The sequence below is a fragment of the Kribbella sp. NPDC003505 genome (genome assembly GCF_040610875.1).
GTDB lineage: Bacteria > Actinomycetota > Actinomycetes > Propionibacteriales > Kribbellaceae > Kribbella.
This window is the reverse complement of sequence record NZ_JBEXNA010000018.1, coordinates 22,772-36,190: the sequence shown is the minus strand read 5'-3', so window position 1 is coordinate 36,190 and position 13,419 is coordinate 22,772. Positions and strand designations below refer to the sequence as shown.

Below are 13,419 nucleotides of genomic sequence, written 5' to 3'. Positions count from 1 at the left end.
CTACTGGCGTCCTATTTGTGCGGCCGGGTGGACAGGGTGGGCTTGGCCTCGAGGCCGGACAGGCCGTTCCAGGCGAGGTTGACCAGGTGGGCGGCGACGTCCGGCTTCTTCGGTTTGCGGGCGTCCAGCCACCACTGACCGGTGAGCGCGACCATGCCGACCAGCATCTGGGCGTACATCGGGGCGTTCTTCGGGTCCAGGCCGCGGCGCTTGAAGTTCTCCGCCAGGATGTGCTCGACCCGGGTCGCGACGTCGCTCAGGATCGAGATGAACGACCCGGTCGCCGACCCGACCGGCGAGTCGCGGACCAGGATCCGGAACCCGTCGGAGTTGTTCTCGATGTAGTCGAGCAGCGCGAGCGCGGCCTGCTCGACCAGTTCGTGCGCCCGGCCGGCCGTCAGCGACTGCGTGACACCGTCCAACAGTGCCCGGACCTCGCGGTCCACGACAACGGCGTACAGGCCTTCCTTGCCGCCGAAGTGTTCGTACACGACCGGCTTGGAGACCTCGGCCCGGGCCGCGATCTCCTCCACCGACGTGGCCTCGTACCCCTTCTGGGCGAACAGGCCGCGGGCGATGGTGATGAGTTGCTCGCGACGTTCGGCACTGGTCATCCGGATCCGGCCGGACCGCCGCGGTTTGGGTTCCGTCACGTCGTGATCACGTCAGCATCATGCCGTACTTCGGGTGTTGCTTGCGGAGGTTTAACGGTCAGGCCGCTTTGAGAATGCGCTGGCAGTTGTCGGTACGGCGTGCCTCGAGTCGTTCCTTGACCGGCCAGCGGACGTCGGAGACCCAGCCGCGCTTCTCGAAGAACCAGATGCAGCGCGCGGACGTGTCGATCTGGCCCTTCAGCACGCCGTGCCGAGCGCAGGTCGGGTCCGAATGGTGCAGGTTGTGCCACGACTCGCCTTGGCTCAGGATCGCCAGCCACCACACGTTGCCGGACTTGTCACGGCTCTTGAACGGCCGGTCGCCGATCGTGTGACAGATCGAGTTGATCGACCAGGTCACGTGGTGCAGCAGCGCGATCCGGACCAGGCTGGCCCAGAAGAACGCGGTCAGCGCACCGGTCCACGACCACGACCAGAGGCCGCCGATGACGGCCGGCGCCAGCAGGCTCACGGCGACCAGCAGCGGGAACATCCGGGACACCTTGACGATGTCCTTGTCCTTCAGCAGGTCGGGCGCGTACTGGCGCTGCGGGGTCTGCTCGGTGTCGAACAGCCAGCCGACGTGCGCGTGGAAGAACCCCTTGGTGAGGGCGCCCAGCGTGTTGCCGTACTTCCACGGGCTGTGCGGGTCGCCGTCACGGTCGGAGAACTTGTGGTGCTTGCGGTGGTCGGCCACCCAGCGGATCACCGGGCCCTCGATCGCGAGCGAACCGGCGATCGCGAGCACGTACTTCAGCGGGCGGTTCGGCTTGAACGACTTGTGCGTGAACAGCCGGTGGAACCCGATCGAGATCCCGTGGCCGGCGATCGTGTAGAAGACCACCGCGAGCACGACGTCCCGCCAGCCCAGGAACCCGCCCCACGCGATCGGCACCGCGGCCAGCACCGCCAGGAACGGGATCCCGATGAACAGCGCCAGGGCGACCTGCTCCCAGACCTTCTTCTGCTCACCACCGAGCGTCCCGGTGTGCACCTCCTCGTCGACCGGCACGGTACGGGTGGGCGCGTCCGGAGTGGCTACGGCGGGTGGAGTCATAGCTGTTCATCCCTCGAGTCAGGGGTTCCTTACCTACGCCACCGTAACCTACGGACCCGTAGGTAAGGAACCCCTGAGCGTGTCATCCACCCCACTCATGGCAAACTGTCCCGGCAACCACGATCCCCCGTGGGGTAATCGGCAGCCCGCGAGACTTTGAATCTCGAAGACCAGGATCGAAACCTGGCGGGGGAGCTAGCAGCACACCCCGGCTTGGGACGCTCTGAGCCGGGCTAGCATCGCTGCGTGACAGCGACGGCTTCTGGGGTGTTCCGGCGGACCGCGATCGAGCGGGCCGATCAAAGAGTCTCCTGGGGACGAACGGACCAGGCCTTCTTCGGGAGTGGCGCCTGCCACGTGCTCGCCTGGACGTGCCGGGATTTCTATCCCGATCAGGAGATCGCCTTGGCGGCTCTGTACCTGGGTGATTTCGATCATCCACTCCACGTGTACGCGAGGTGGGGCACCTGGGCGTTCGACGCGTCGGGCTGGAACCCCGAGTCCGAAGTCCTGCAGGTCAACAGCGACTTCGAGGGCCTCCCCGTCCGCGAGGTGGAGACCATCACCACCGACCTCCGGCACTTCTGCGAAAGCACGTCCACCGACAGCCACGTCAGTACTGGGCAGATCCGACCGAACGCGCCCGCGGCTACGTGAGCCGATACGCCCCACCTTGGCTTTAGACGCTGGGGACTCGGGCGCAACTATCGTCGCTGGATGATCATCCGCCCTGTTCGTGAGAGCGACATCGACAGCCTGCACCAGAACCGTCTGTGTGGGCTGACCATCGAAGAGACCACCGAAATGGTCACGTCGGCGATCGACCAGGAGCCGGGCCACGAGTTCCGCTTTCTCGTGGCGGCCGAACAGAACGCAGGCGTGCTGGGGATGACCACGGTGAAGCGACTCGAGCATCGCTTGTGCAGGCATCGGGCCGAACTCGGCGGCTTTGTCATTCGTCCCGCGGCTCGTGGGACAGGCCTCGCTCGCAGGATCGTGGACGCTGCGGCCAGTCAGGCCGGCGAATGGGGTTGCTCGATCCTCGAGCTCAGCTGTCGCGGCGACACTCACGCCGAGGCGGCCTACCTCGGCCTCGGCTTCGAGGTGTGGGGCCGGCTGCCCGGTGGATATCGCGATCATGACGGCCTTGTCTTCGATGAGGTCCGACTGTGGATGCCGCTGCCCCTGAAGACAACGTCTCTGAGTTCGACCTGAGTACGGCAGTTGTCAGGCGGCGGGGAAGCTACCAACGCGGCTCACAAACCGCATGCGGCTGCGCGGGGAGCTTCGCACAATGGGGTGCATGGTGGAGGAGCTTGTGCCGGGTGGCGGGACGCCGGCGCCTGAGTTGGTGGCTGCTTGGCTGGTGCTGGGCGAGCTGCGGGTGGAGGCCGTCCCGATGTGGGCCGCGAACTGGCTTGTTGAGGGGTATGACGGCGCCGTACTGGCGGAGCTCGCGGGTCTCAGCGGGCGGGACACCCGTGAGGTTCGGGATCTGCTCCCGGTGGCGCTGGCCGAAGCTGGTGTGCCGCCTATGTCCTCGCGGCAGGCCACGCTCAAAGTCGCACTCGAGCACGTCGCCACCCTGTACCTGAGCGGACTCGCAGAGCCGCTGGGCCGGATCGACGCACTCGACGACGAGGCCGGTGAGCCCTGGAACCGACCGACGGCGAACTGGCCGGCATCGTGCGCCAGGCTTGCCTCGATCAGAGATCGGGTCGACCCGAGTGGCGTTAACGTTCGCGGATGGATGTTCAGATCATCGAGGGGCGACTGGTGGAGGTCCCGACCGCGGATGCGACCGGGATGGATCGGCGGGCGTTCGGGGAGTTCGTCGGGCCGCAGGGTGAGCTCGCGTCGTACGCCGTTGGCTGGATCACCGGGCAGGATCAGCACATCGGCCGGATCTCGGTCGGGATCGGCGCGGGAAACCCGGGTGGAGCGACGTTCCACGCGGTGGTGTTCGACAACGGCGGCGAGTATGCGTTCAGCCTCGTGGACGAGCCGTTCGAGGACGTACCGGAGGGCGGCCCGGACCTCACGGCCGAGCAGGCCCGCGCACACCCGGACCTTCCGTTCGTATGGTGGGTGGCCGATTACGCCTTCGCCCGGGACCGCCGCGCCTGGTGGCTGCGGCACTGGCTGCTCGGTACCCGCTGCATCCAGACGGCGCAGGTCTTCGAGATGCAAGAGCCCGTACTCCTGATCGCCCACGAGGCCGATGACGAGCTCTGGCAACTCATAGGCACCACAGACGCCGGCAACGACGCCAAAATCGGCCACCTGAGCCACACGATCGACGAAGACCAAACCCTCCTCGAAGTCCTCAACCTGAGCCCCGGCGAATCCGCTTCCCGCCAGCACCCCGGCGCCCCGTGGACGCGACACACCGACGCACCCTCGTAGAGCTCGGCCACGCTTCCGCTTCCTTGCAGCGCTCGCCGACCGGGTCAGTCGGTGTGCCTTGAGTGGCTACATTGTTGGGCGTGGATCGGCTGCGGTGGGGCTTGGTTTTGTTGTTTGTGGCGTTGGCCGGGTGTGGGGCGCCATCGGTTGAGTCGGAGGGGGAGGCGGTTGTGAGTGGAGCGCCTGCGCGGTTCAGGATCGTGCCGGACGACTATCACGTGCCGTACGCGGGGACGGCTGCGGACGGGCGGAAGTTCTTTCTCGGTGATGAGTTGTTCGGTCCGGGGACGGCGTACGTCGGGTTGTACCTGTGGAACGCGGACGGGACGTTCGACGAGGTGAAGGTCGACGAGGTCCGCCGGGCTGCAGGGGTTCCGCCTGGGCAGGCGGCTTCGGCGGGCGCGGATGGGCTTGTCGCCGCGCGGCTCGCCGAGCTCGGGAAGTACGTGCTCGAGCCGATCGATGTCGAGCCGTTCTCGGTGGAGAGGAACGGCGTGACGTTCGGCTGGGTCGGTGACGAGTTCGAAGGGACGTACTCGATCCACATCGAGCCCGGTGACTTCATCGCGTACTACGCGCCGTGGGACGGCCTCGGGTACGACACTTGACGGATGGATTCGCCGGAGCCTGAGCACGAGGACGCGTTGGTCGACCATTGGTGGTGGCGGCCGGGGTGGACGGTCGGTACGCGGTTCTACGCGTGGCACATCAACACATTCGAGGACCCGGTCCGTCGGCTCGCCACGGCGTACCAGCAGGAGCTCTCGACGGTCCCCGGGCTCGACCTGATCCCGTTGCGATGGTTGCACCTGACCATGCAGGGCGTCGGGTTCCGCGAGGACGTGCCGGACGTGCGAGTGGACGAGTTGCTCGCCGCGGCACGGGCACGGCTGGCGGAGCTCGAGCCGGTCAAGGTCCGCTTCCACCGCAGTGTCGTACGTCGGGAGGCGGTTCTCCTCCCAGCGGATCCTGCCGAACCGCTGCAGACCGTCCGCTACGCCGTACGCGCCGCCATCGCCGACGTTTTCGGCTGCGTACCCGAGATGGTGGACGGCTATCGCCCGCACATCAGCCTCGCGTACGCCAACACCGCACAGCCGGCGGCGCCCGCCGTCGTGGCCCTCGACCGGGTGAGCCCGGCACCCGCCGATCTCACCCTCAACACGGTCTCCCTCATCGAGATGCACCGCGACAACCGCATGTACGAGTGGCGAACGCTCGAGGCCGTCCCGCTCGGCTAGCCTCGGCGCATCCGAACGAGAGGGGACGAGGGTGGGGTTCTTCGGAAGTTACGTGTACGCCGACCGCGCGTGGACCGAGGTCGATCCGGACGTGGACAGCGGCAGGCCGTCCGAGCCGTACATGATCGTGATGATCCATGACAGTGACATCGCGGCGATCCAGTACGCGCCGGCGGGTACCGGGACCGGGGAGGCGTTTCTCGGGTACACACCGCGGGCGTACTTCGGCGATCCGGCCGCGCCAACAGCGGGTGATACGGGGATCGAGGCGGCCGGGCTCGCCGCGTGGGCTGGGTTGTTCGGTGCGTCTCCTGCCGCGGATGAGGTCGAGCTTTTCCTGGCGCGCGACGATGCACCGGACGTCGACGAGGACGACGACGTACCGGACGAGGACGTGTTCGTGGAACTGAAGACGGCCAGGTTCCTGGAGACGCTGGGGCTTCCGAGGCTTCCGCAGTAGCTCAGGTCAGCGGCTTCTTGTAGAAAACCGCGGAGTCTTCGTAGCCCAGTGCGAGATAGAACGGTCCCGCTCGGCGGCTGGCGAGTGCGACGTAGGCGGCGCCGGCGGACTTGGCCCCTTGCTCCGCGTGTTCCATCAGCCGGCGGCCGACTCCGGACTGCCGTACGGTCTCGTCGACCATGAGTTCCTCGACCCACGCGACGCGCCCGTTGGCGAGGAACGTGAGGTGGGTGCTGCCGAGCAGGTAGCCGACGACGGTGCCGTCGGCATCTTCTGCGACGAGGAACAGCGTGTTCGGTACGTCGAGCAACTGCGGCCAGGTCGTGTCGAAGGCGCGGCGTTCTGGCGTGAACGACACGGCGAACGCCTGGACCAGCGGCCAGACTTGCTCCCGGTCGTCGAGGCGGGCTGGGCGGACGGATGCGACGCGCACTTTGTTCACAGCTCGTCTTTCAGGTGGATCGGGGAGGTTCGGAAGTCGGGCTCGTGGGCTCGGGCTTCGGGGGAGAGCAGGCGCAGGAGGACTGCTTGGGATGTGGGAGCTTCGTCGGCGATGATCCTGGCTTCGGGGATGGCCGGCCAGCCGGAGGTTTTGGTGTAGAAGGGCTGGTTGTGGGGGTCGCAGCAGATGAGGCCCAGGTCGGCGTTGCTGGATTCGATCCGGCGGCAGGCGGTGGCGACGAGGCGGCCGGCCCAGCCTTCGTCGCGGAAGGACGGGAAGGTCAGGACGCTGGTGGGGGCGGCGGCCTGGTAGGTCGTGCCGTTGTGGTGCAGGTCGACGTGGACGATCTCCAGGTGGCTGACGACGAGGTCGCCGGCGACGTACAGGAGGTGGTGCGGTTCGTACGCCGGGTTGGTGATCCAGTCGCGATACCTGAGCCCACCGGTGAACCCTTCCGGCCAAACGATCCGCAGGAACGAGAGAACTTGAGCCTTCAGCACCGCGGGCAGCATTCCCGGCCCGTACTCGACGTACCGCACTTCCTCTGTTGCCATCACCCGAGTCTCAGCTCGTCCACTGACCTGGGCAACCCAATTCCGGTAAGGCTGAATCGAGCTTGTGAACCCGCCTGGCGTCACGTTCTGGTGGACGCGTTGGTGATCAGTTGGCCGAGCTCTGGTGGGTAGATGGTTTCGGTGGTGGTGTGGAGGTCGTCTGCGGTCCACCAGGCGAAGCCGCGGATTGTGGTGGATTCGTACGGGGAGAGTTCGGCTGGGGTGGGGGTGAAGTGGCCGACTCGGTGCAGGAGCCATTCTTCGTGCACGTCGACGGTTTGGCCGTTGAACTTGTAGGTGTGGTCGCGGGTCCACACGTGGGTGCCGGGTGGTAGGTCGCGGAGGCCTGTTTCTTCGTACGCCTCGCGGGCTGCAGCTGACTGCAGGGTCTCGCCGGGGTCTACGCCGCCACCGACCGGATACCAGCAGTCGGTCCGGGTTTTCGGGTCGCGGGCGTGGATGAGGAGTATGCGGTCGTCCTCGTCGAGCAGCAGGAGCTTCACCGCGAGTCTCGCCATCAGAGGCCGACCCAGCGCCGGTACTTGTCCTGGTCCACGTTGCTGCCGCACACGATCGTGACCACCTGCCGGCCGGCGAAGCGGTCGCGGTCCTCGAGGATCGCGGCGATGCCGAGCGCGGCGGACGGTTCGACGACGAGGCCGGCGTGGTCGAGGAGCAGGCGCAGGCCGGTGACGATCGAGGATTCCTGGACCAGGACGGCGTCGTCGGCGACGACGAGCAGGTCGCCGAGGACCTCCGGGATCGGGATCCGTCCGGCGACGCCGTCCGCGATCGTGTCGGCCGTTTCGGTGGTGACGACGCGCCGCTCGTGCCAGGAGCGCGTCAACGCCGGCGCGCCGAGCGGTTGGACGCAGATCACCTCGACGGCGGGAGCGAGGGCCTTCAGGACGTACCCCACGCCGGTCGCCAGTGCGCCGCCGCCGAGCGCGATCAGTACGGCGGGACGCTGATCGGTCGCGTGCAGAGCGTCGACGAGTTCGAGGCCGATGGTCGCGGCGCCCTCGCAGGTTTCGAGGTCGAGGCTGTCCTCGAGCAGCCGGATCCCGTCGTGCCGCGCGATCTCGGCGGCCCGGACGCGGGCGAGTTCGTGGTCACCGTCGACGAGCTCGAGCTTGGCGCCCAGTGCGCGGATGCGGTCGAGCTTGGCCGTGGTCGCGAACCGTGATGCGACGACCGTGACGTCCAGACCGCGATCGCGTGCCGACCACGCCAGCGCCTGTCCGAGGTTGCCCGCACTGGCGCAGACCACGGCACCTGAGCTGCCGAGTTGGCTGGCGACGACCTCGGTGCCACGGCCTTTGAAGCTGCGCAGCGGGTTCGCCGTCTCGAGCTTGATGTCGACCGCGCAGCCGAGCTCGAGTGCTTCGCAGCGATAGAGAGGACTGTCCAGGAAGACTGGGGCGATGACCTGCCGGGCCGCGCGAATCCGGTCCATGTCGAGCCGTGTCCCCTGCACGAGACCGCAGCCTACGGCACAGTCGGGGACTGGCAGGGGCGGTCGAGGACGGAGATCCGCTCGGGCTGGGGACCCTGGCGGTGTCCAGTACGCCGTGTGAGATCCGTATCTGCTCCGGCTTTTCCAAGCCTCACCGCCCTAACTGTCCAGGAACTCGCGGATGTGGGACGACCAGATCTCGGGTTGTTCGAAGTGGCACATGTGGGCGGTGTCGGGGATGACGATCAGGTGGCTGGGCACGGCCTCGTGGAGGCGGTGGGCGAGTTGGACGGGGAAGCCCATGTCCTTGTCGCCGTGCAGGATGAGGACGGGCTTGGCGAACGAGCGGAGGATCTGCTCGGGATCGCCGGGGCACCACGGGTGCATGAGACGCTGAAGCGCGCGTTCCTCGGACCAGTCGCCGGGGTCGGTGCCGAGCGACTCGAGCAGTTGCAGGTATGCCGGTGCGCGGGCGAGGTCCCACACGAAAACCGTCGAGTTGCGCAGGGCGCCCTTTGCCTCGTCCTCGATGCGTCGGCGGCGCTGGTACTCGTGCCAGCTCGCCAGATAACCGGCCGCGTCCGCCGACGAGTACGCCGACGTCGACGCGAGCACCAATCGCCGTACCTGCTCCGGATGCTTGTCCACGAACTGCATTGCGGCCCGGCCGCCGGTCGAGAACCCGACCAGATCGACCGCGCCGAGCCCGAGCCGGTCGATCAACCGGTGCGTGTCCTGCACGACGTACTCCGGCTGCAGATCGTCGTCGGGCAATCCGCGGCTGCTCCGCCCGCACCCGCGGAGTCGAACAGCACCACGTGATGATCGCGGGCCAACGGCTCGAACCCGGGCACCAGGTATCCGTGCCCGACGTCCGGCCCGCCGTGCATGACCAGCACAGAAGGCCGGTCGCCGCGCCGCCCGAGCTCCCGCACGAACAGCGTGACACCGCCGACGTCGACCAGCGAATCACCCATGCAGGCAAGCGTTCCAGGCCCCACCGACAATTCGGGCGACAGCGCCTCGCCCGGCGGCTAAGGTCTCTCGGCATGCCGTTGCCGGACGCCTTCCTGCAGGAACAGCTCGGCCTCATCGGGTACCGCGACGCGGAGCAGCTAGCGATCGGGATGCAGGGCGCGGTCTACCGGCTCGGCGCGGGAAAGGTCGCGAAGATCTGGTTCCACGCGGACGAGCGCGAGCTCCGCACCTTGGCCGAGCTGTACGCCGAGCTCAAAGGCTTGCCCTACCGCACACCGAAGATCCTGAGCCTGCATCACCCCGGCCCGTACTGGGTGACGGTCGAGGAGGAACTGCCGGGCGTCCCGCTGCACGAGGTGGCGCCGGAGTTCGGGACGCCGGGGTGGGCGCGCGTGCGGGACTGTGTCATCGAGGTGGTCGAGGCGCTGGCGCAGATCGAGGCGCCGGAGGTCCTCGCCCGTACGTCGGTCCTGGACGAAACCGACCCGTTCCGCCCGGCAGGCGTGTCGTGGCGCGAGGCGCTGAGCGGTCTCGTCCGGCGCCGGGCAGCGCGTTTCGACGCGCGGCTGATCGACGACTTCGACGCCAAGGTCGAGGCGCTGCTGAGCCTGCTGGCCGACCTGAAGGAGCCCGAGCCCAGGCTCGTCCACGGCGACGTCACTGCCGGCAACATCCTGGTCGACGACAACCTGCGCCCGGTGACGCTGCTCGATTTCGGCCTGCTGACGATGGCCGGCGATCCGGTGTTCGAGGCCGCGGCCACCGCGAGCGTCATGGACCTCTGGTCGCCCCGGGTCCGCGAGGTCGAGGCGGCGTACGACGCGGCGTTCGCCACCAGCCTCGGGTACGACGCCGATCAGCTCCTGCTCTACCGCTGCGCGTACTCCCTGATCATCGCCAACGCCCACGACGACGACCCGTACGACCGCGACAGTCACGCGCCCCTGACGGCGAGGTTCTTCAACAGCCCACAGGTCGCCGCGCTGATCAGTCGATGATGCAGAAGACGGTTCCGTCGGGGGCCTTGAGGACGGTGAAGTCTGCGTCCGGCGGGTAGGTCCAGTCCTCGACTCGTTCGGCACCGAGGCCGATGAGGCGGTTGATCTCGGCTTCCGCGGTGGAGGTTTCGTGGTCCACCCAGAGGTCGAAATGGGTGCGGTCGGTGCTGTCGAGGTGAATCCGGGTGGGCGGTGTGCCGGGTGGCGGCACGAGGAAGTCCGGGTTGTCGTCGGCGGTGAGCCCGAGGGCCTGGCGCCAGAACTCCGCGGCGGGTCCGGTCTCCGGGACTTTCAGGACGATTGCTCCGAGTGTCAGGGCCATCTCCCCACCCTCGCAGAATCCGCGGTGTAACGCAGGGACGGAGTCGCGGCGTCGGGACAGGTGTAGATGACGCCGCACTCGGAGGGGATCGTTGAGGACGAGCATTCTGGTCGCGCTGACCGGCGCCGCGCTGACGGCAGCACCCGCGGCCGCCCACCCGGCCAAGGAAGATTCGTTGCGCTGGACAACGACCGCGACCCATCGGCAGCCCGCCACGTTCAACGACGTGGCCACCGGAGCGGGCGGCACCTGGGCGGTCGGCGGCGACCAGAAGCAGGACTTCCAGGACCAGCGCCCGCTCGCGATGCGGTGGGACGGCGAGGCCTGGAAGACGACCGCGCAACCGGTGAAGACCAACGCGACCCTGGAAAGCGTCGCAGTCGGTACGACGAAGAACGTGTGGGCCGTGGGTGAGGACCGCACCGACCCGGACAAGCCGAAACCGCTCGCCCTGCACTGGAGCGGCACCAAGTGGCAGGTCGTCACGCCTCCCGCCGTACCTACTGGATCCTTCGACGACGTCGTGATCGCGCCGGACGCGTCGGTCTGGGTCACCGGCTGGGCGAACGTCGGCGGCAAGGAACGCGCCGTCGTCTACCGCTACGCCGGCGGAAAGTGGCAAGCACTCAACGCCGGTCTGGAAGATTCCGTCAACGGCAACGTCCTGACCGTGCTGTCCGCGAAGAACGCCTGGCTGGGCCTCAACGCCGGTCTCGCGCACTTCGACGGAAAACGCTGGACGCTGGTCACGGATCTGCCCACCGACGGTTCCCAGATCCCGACCGCGATGGCGGCCGCCGGTCCGAAGGACATCTGGCTCGTCGGCGTCCAGTACACGTCGGGTATCGCCCCGCTCGCCCTGCGCTACAACGGGACGAAGTGGACCAAGGTCGCGGTCCCGGCCGGCATGGCCCAGCTGTACGACGTGGCGCTGCGCGACAAGCGCCCTGTCGTGGTCGGTGAACAGTTCAAGGACAACCAGACCGCGACGCCGTACGTCCTCCGACTGAGCGGCTCGAAACTCGTCGCCGCGCCCGCACCGAAGGCCGCGACCGGCACGCTCACCGGCATCACGACCGCGAAGGACCGGATGTGGACGGTCGGCATGTCGGCCGCGTCCACGCAGTCCCCGTTCACTGCACTGGCCGCGTTCACCCGCTGACCTGCCCCGGCCTACGGCACTGCACAAGCGGTGAAGTAGGTCACGATGCCACGGAGAGTAACGGGTCACGCTACGCACGGTGCGGGGAAGGGTGAGATCGGTCTCGCCGTCCCCGTGCGAGGGGTCGCGCGGACAGCAAGTAGGCTTGCGCGGGCGCTGTTTCGGGTGCCCATGCTGATACTTGTTGAAAGAAACTCGCAGGGAACTCGAGGAGAAGACCGCGTGACTTCCCATCGCCCCGCGGCGGTCGTCATCATGGCCGCCGGTCTGGGCACCCGGATGAAATCGGCGACCCCGAAGGTGTTGCACGAGATCGGCGGGCGCAGTCTCGTCGGGCACGCCGTGCACACCGCCCGGGCGCTCAGCCCCGAACACCTCGTCGTCGTGGTCGGTAACGGCCGCGAACTGGTCGAGGAACACCTGAAGGCCGTCGATCCCGAGGCCCGCACGGCCGTCCAGGAGCAGCAGTTGGGCACCGGCGACGCGGTCCGCGCCGGCCTGAGTGCCGTACCGGCCGACTTCGACGGCTCGGTCGTCGTCACGTCGGGTGACGTCCCGCTGCTCGAGGCGGAGACGCTGCACGACCTGATCGCCGACCACGACAAGCAGGGCAACGCGGTCACCGTGCTGACCGCGCGGGTGCCCGACCCGACCGGGTACGGCCGGATCGTGCAGGGGCCGGACGGCACCGTCGCGGCGATCGTCGAGCACAAGGACGCCACCGCCGAGCAGCGCGCGATCGACGAGATCAACGCGGGCATCTACGTGTTCGACGCGGCCACCCTGCGGGACGGCCTGAGCCGGCTGACCACCGACAACGCCCAGGGCGAGCTCTACCTGACCGACGTGATCGGCATCGCCCGGAACGACGGCAAGCGGGTCGGGTCGCACGTCACCGACGACGCGATGCAGACCGAGGGCGTCAACGACCGCGTTCAGCTCGCAACCCTCCGCGCCGAGCTGAACCGGCGTACGCTCACCCGTCTGATGCGTGCGGGCGTGACGGTCGTCGACCCGAACACCACCTGGGTCGACCAGACCGTCCAGGTCGCCCGCGACGTCACCCTGCTGCCGAACACCCAGCTGCACGGGGCGACCACGGTCGACGAGGGCGCCACCATCGGCCCGGACACCACGCTCACCGACATCACCGTCGGGGCCGGCGCGACGATCATCCGCACCCACGGCTCCGGCGCCGAGATCGGCCCGCAGGCCAGCGTCGGCCCGTTCGCGTACCTGCGCCCGGGCACCAAGCTCGGCGTGAAGGGCAAGATCGGCACGTTCGTGGAGACCAAGAACTCCACCATCGGCGACGGCGCCAAGGTCCCGCACCTGACGTACGCCGGCGACGCGACGATCGGCGAGGGCGCGAACATCGGCGCCGGCACGATCTTCGCGAACTACGACGGTGTCGCGAAGCACCCGACGCACGTCGGCAAGCACTCGTTCATCGGCAGCAACTCGGTGCTGGTGGCGCCGCGGACGATCGCGGACGGCGCGTACCTGGCGGCCGGCACGGCGCTCACCGAGGACGTCGGCCCGGGCGAGATCGCGGTCGCCCGCGGCCGGCAGCGCAACATCAAGGGCTGGGTCGCGCGCAAGCGGGCCGGCACCAAGACCGCCGCGGCGGCCGAGGCGGCGCTCGCGAACCAGCCGGCGGACCAGCCGGACGAGCAGGCCTGAGCGGTAC

18 protein-coding genes and 1 tRNA gene are annotated in these 13,419 nt (G+C 68.2%); 10 read left to right on the top strand and 9 right to left on the bottom strand.

Going from position 1 to position 13,419, the window contains the following annotated elements:
* Nucleotides 1–11: 11 nt before the first annotated feature.
* Together ABZX12_RS40090 and ABZX12_RS40085 are read right to left on the bottom strand one after the other, a co-directional pair.
* On the bottom strand, nucleotides 12–653 hold the full coding sequence (locus ABZX12_RS40090; protein WP_355700712.1) for a TetR/AcrR family transcriptional regulator: 642 nt from the start codon (nucleotides 651–653) through the stop codon (nucleotides 12–14).
* Nucleotides 654–711: 58 nt separating this feature from the next.
* Nucleotides 712–1,710 carry an acyl-CoA desaturase gene (locus ABZX12_RS40085; protein ID WP_355700711.1) on the bottom strand — a complete coding sequence of 333 codons (999 nt, stop codon included), beginning with the start codon at nucleotides 1,708–1,710 and terminating at the stop codon, nucleotides 712–714.
* A 123-nt stretch (nucleotides 1,711–1,833) separates the two neighbouring features.
* Between ABZX12_RS40085 and ABZX12_RS40080 the strand changes: the two genes are divergently transcribed.
* From ABZX12_RS40080 to ABZX12_RS40050, 7 genes are all read left to right on the top strand, one after another.
* Nucleotides 1,834–1,905: transfer RNA gene (locus ABZX12_RS40080), tRNA-Gln, on the top strand.
* Nucleotides 1,906–1,956: 51 nt separating this feature from the next.
* Complete coding sequence (locus ABZX12_RS40075) at nucleotides 1,957–2,367, top strand: hypothetical protein (protein WP_355700710.1); 411 nt, start codon at nucleotides 1,957–1,959, stop codon at nucleotides 2,365–2,367.
* 60 nt (nucleotides 2,368–2,427) lie between these two features.
* Nucleotides 2,428–2,925 (top strand): GNAT family N-acetyltransferase, encoded by a 498-nt coding sequence (locus ABZX12_RS40070; protein ID WP_355700709.1) that lies wholly within the window; start codon nucleotides 2,428–2,430, stop codon nucleotides 2,923–2,925.
* A gap of 531 nt (nucleotides 2,926–3,456) precedes the next feature.
* Nucleotides 3,457–4,116, top strand: coding sequence for a hypothetical protein (locus ABZX12_RS40065; protein WP_355700708.1), 660 nt, complete (start codon nucleotides 3,457–3,459; stop codon nucleotides 4,114–4,116).
* A gap of 170 nt (nucleotides 4,117–4,286) precedes the next feature.
* Nucleotides 4,287–4,724 (top strand): hypothetical protein, encoded by a 438-nt coding sequence (locus ABZX12_RS40060; RefSeq protein ID WP_355700707.1) that lies wholly within the window; start codon nucleotides 4,287–4,289, stop codon nucleotides 4,722–4,724.
* Nucleotides 4,725–4,727: 3 nt separating this feature from the next.
* Nucleotides 4,728–5,357, top strand: a complete 630-nt coding sequence (locus ABZX12_RS40055) for a 2'-5' RNA ligase family protein (RefSeq protein WP_355700706.1) — start codon at nucleotides 4,728–4,730, stop codon at nucleotides 5,355–5,357.
* A gap of 31 nt (nucleotides 5,358–5,388) precedes the next feature.
* Entirely contained in the window at nucleotides 5,389–5,817 is a 429-nt protein-coding gene (locus ABZX12_RS40050; protein ID WP_355700705.1) for a hypothetical protein, read from the top strand.
* Nucleotide 5,818: 1 nt separating this feature from the next.
* Here the strand turns inward: ABZX12_RS40050 and ABZX12_RS40045 are convergent, their stop codons facing one another.
* From ABZX12_RS40045 to ABZX12_RS40020, 6 genes are all read right to left on the bottom strand, one after another.
* A complete protein-coding gene (locus tag ABZX12_RS40045) occupies nucleotides 5,819–6,259 on the bottom strand; it encodes a GNAT family N-acetyltransferase (RefSeq protein ID WP_355700704.1) in 441 nt (146 codons plus the stop codon).
* Complete coding sequence (locus ABZX12_RS40040; RefSeq protein ID WP_355700703.1) at nucleotides 6,256–6,813, bottom strand: GNAT family N-acetyltransferase; 558 nt, start codon at nucleotides 6,811–6,813, stop codon at nucleotides 6,256–6,258. The genes ABZX12_RS40045 and ABZX12_RS40040 overlap by 4 nt, the downstream gene beginning before the upstream one ends.
* Nucleotides 6,814–6,893: 80 nt before the next feature.
* Nucleotides 6,894–7,331 carry an NUDIX domain-containing protein gene (locus ABZX12_RS40035; protein ID WP_355700702.1) on the bottom strand — a complete coding sequence of 146 codons (438 nt, stop codon included), beginning with the start codon at nucleotides 7,329–7,331 and terminating at the stop codon, nucleotides 6,894–6,896.
* Nucleotides 7,331–8,290, bottom strand: a complete 960-nt coding sequence (locus tag ABZX12_RS40030) for a pyridoxal-phosphate dependent enzyme (protein WP_355700701.1) — start codon at nucleotides 8,288–8,290, stop codon at nucleotides 7,331–7,333. Before ABZX12_RS40030 ends, ABZX12_RS40035 begins: the two co-directional genes overlap by 1 nt.
* Before the next feature lie 138 nt (nucleotides 8,291–8,428).
* Nucleotides 8,429–9,043 carry an alpha/beta hydrolase gene (locus ABZX12_RS40025; RefSeq protein ID WP_355700700.1) on the bottom strand — a complete coding sequence of 205 codons (615 nt, stop codon included), beginning with the start codon at nucleotides 9,041–9,043 and terminating at the stop codon, nucleotides 8,429–8,431.
* Entirely contained in the window at nucleotides 8,989–9,246 is a 258-nt protein-coding gene (locus ABZX12_RS40020; RefSeq protein WP_355700699.1) for a hypothetical protein, read from the bottom strand. The genes ABZX12_RS40025 and ABZX12_RS40020 overlap by 55 nt, the downstream gene beginning before the upstream one ends.
* Nucleotides 9,247–9,318: 72 nt before the next feature.
* Between ABZX12_RS40020 and ABZX12_RS40015 the strand changes: the two genes are divergently transcribed.
* A complete protein-coding gene (locus ABZX12_RS40015) occupies nucleotides 9,319–10,245 on the top strand; it encodes a phosphotransferase (RefSeq protein WP_355700698.1) in 927 nt (308 codons plus the stop codon).
* Here ABZX12_RS40015 and ABZX12_RS40010 read toward each other — a convergent pair.
* The gene (locus ABZX12_RS40010) at nucleotides 10,235–10,567 is read right to left on the bottom strand and encodes a VOC family protein (protein ID WP_355700697.1); all 333 of its coding nucleotides are present in this window, start codon (nucleotides 10,565–10,567) and stop codon (nucleotides 10,235–10,237) included. The genes ABZX12_RS40015 and ABZX12_RS40010 overlap by 11 nt on opposite strands.
* Before the next feature lie 91 nt (nucleotides 10,568–10,658).
* Here ABZX12_RS40010 and ABZX12_RS40005 point away from each other — a divergent pair, with 91 nt between their 5' ends.
* Nucleotides 10,659–11,729: a hypothetical protein gene (locus tag ABZX12_RS40005; protein ID WP_355700696.1), complete on the top strand. Its 1,071-nt coding sequence runs from the start codon at nucleotides 10,659–10,661 to the stop codon at nucleotides 11,727–11,729.
* A gap of 222 nt (nucleotides 11,730–11,951) precedes the next feature.
* On the top strand, nucleotides 11,952–13,412 hold the full coding sequence (glmU, locus tag ABZX12_RS40000; protein WP_355700695.1) for a bifunctional UDP-N-acetylglucosamine diphosphorylase/glucosamine-1-phosphate N-acetyltransferase GlmU: 1,461 nt from the start codon (nucleotides 11,952–11,954) through the stop codon (nucleotides 13,410–13,412).
* The last annotated feature ends 7 nt before the right edge of the window (nucleotides 13,413–13,419 follow it).